The sequence below is a fragment of the Micromonospora xinjiangensis genome (assembly GCF_056150165.1).
On record NZ_JAXCFO010000017.1, the window covers coordinates 1 to 1,463 of the forward strand.

General features: G+C 75.5%; 1 protein-coding gene. It reads right to left on the minus strand.

What is annotated here, in order from left to right; genetic code table 11:
• A partial coding sequence (locus SM573_RS29705; RefSeq protein WP_474617555.1) for an HAD-IIIA family hydrolase occupies window positions 1-1,463 on the minus strand: 1,463 nt, incomplete at both ends.

Here is a 1,463-nt window from a genome sequence, read left to right on the forward strand (position 1 = left end):
GCGAAGAGGCTGACCACCGGTGTGCCGACCGCCGCGGCCAGGTGGGCGGGGCCGGTGTTGCCGACGACCACCGCCGACGCGTTCGCGATCACGCCGGCCAGCTCGGCGAGCCCGGTGCGACCCCCCAGGTCCACGCCGCCCTCGCCGGCCACCGCCGCGGTCAGCTCCCGCTCCTGCGGGGTGCCGGTCACCACGACCCGGTAACCCGCGTCGAGCAGCGCCCGGCCGATCCGTACGGCCACCTCCGGGGGGCAGGCCCGGCTCGGCACCGAGGAGCCCGGGTGCAGCACCACGTAGCCCGGCGGACCGACCCCCGCCGGGGGCGGCGGCAGCGCCTCGGTGCGGAGGCGGAGGGTGGGTTGGTCGCCGGGTGCCAGGCCGTAGCCGGCGGCGGCGGTGAGGGAGAGGGCGCGTTCGGGTTCGGGGACGCCGGGTGGGACGCGGTGGCGCAGGTCCAGCAGGCTGCCGGGGTAGTCGTCGCTGATCGCGGCGATGCGGGACACGCCGGCCATGCGCAGCAGCAGGGCGAGGGGCAGTGGTGACTGGTGGTAGGAGGTGAAGACGACCGCCTCGTCGGCGCCCACCGCGGCCAGACGCGCGGTGAGGTCGGCCATGTCGGCGGGGTCGACCGGCGCGGGGTCGGGATCGATCCACGGCAACCGGTGCTCGATGATCTCGTCCACCCCGGGCAACAGGTCAGCCGCCGCCCGCCCCCGCGGACCGCACAACAGCACCACCCGCCGCGCGCCCGCCGCGACAGCACGGATCGCCGGCCCGGTCACCAGCACATCCCCCGCCGAATCCGCCCGCACCACCAGCACCGTCCCCCGCCGACCCCGCGTCGAAGCACCCACGACACCCGCCGACCCGGCCACCGAGGACACCCACCGCGACCCGCCGCCGGCACCGCTGTCCGACCCCCGCCACGCCGGCGCCACCGGTGTCACCGCAGCCTGCCGACGCAGAATCTCCTCCACCGCCGCCGGCAGATCCACCGCAACCCACGGCGCGGCCGCGACCTCCTCGACCCGCGTCACCGGCGTCGGCACCAACACCCCCGCCGCCCCCGCCGCCAACGCCGCCACCACATCCCGACCGATATCCCCCACCACCACACACCGCTGCGCCACCGTGCCCAAATCCGCCGCCGCCGCGTGCACCAACCCCGGCGCCGGCTTCCGACAACCACACCCCCGCGCATCGTCGTGCGGACACACCCGCCACGTGTCGAACGGCCCCAACAACTCCTCAATCCGCGCGTGCACCGCCGCCATCTGCGACCCGGTGAACAACCCCCGCGCCAACCCCGACTGGTTCGTCACCACCCCCAGCCGCAACCCCACCGCCCGCAACCGATCCAACGCCGCCCGCGCCCCCACCACCGGCCGCACCTTCTCCGGATCACCGTTGAACGGCACGTCCTCCACCAACGTGCCATCCCGATCCAGCAACACCGCATCGAA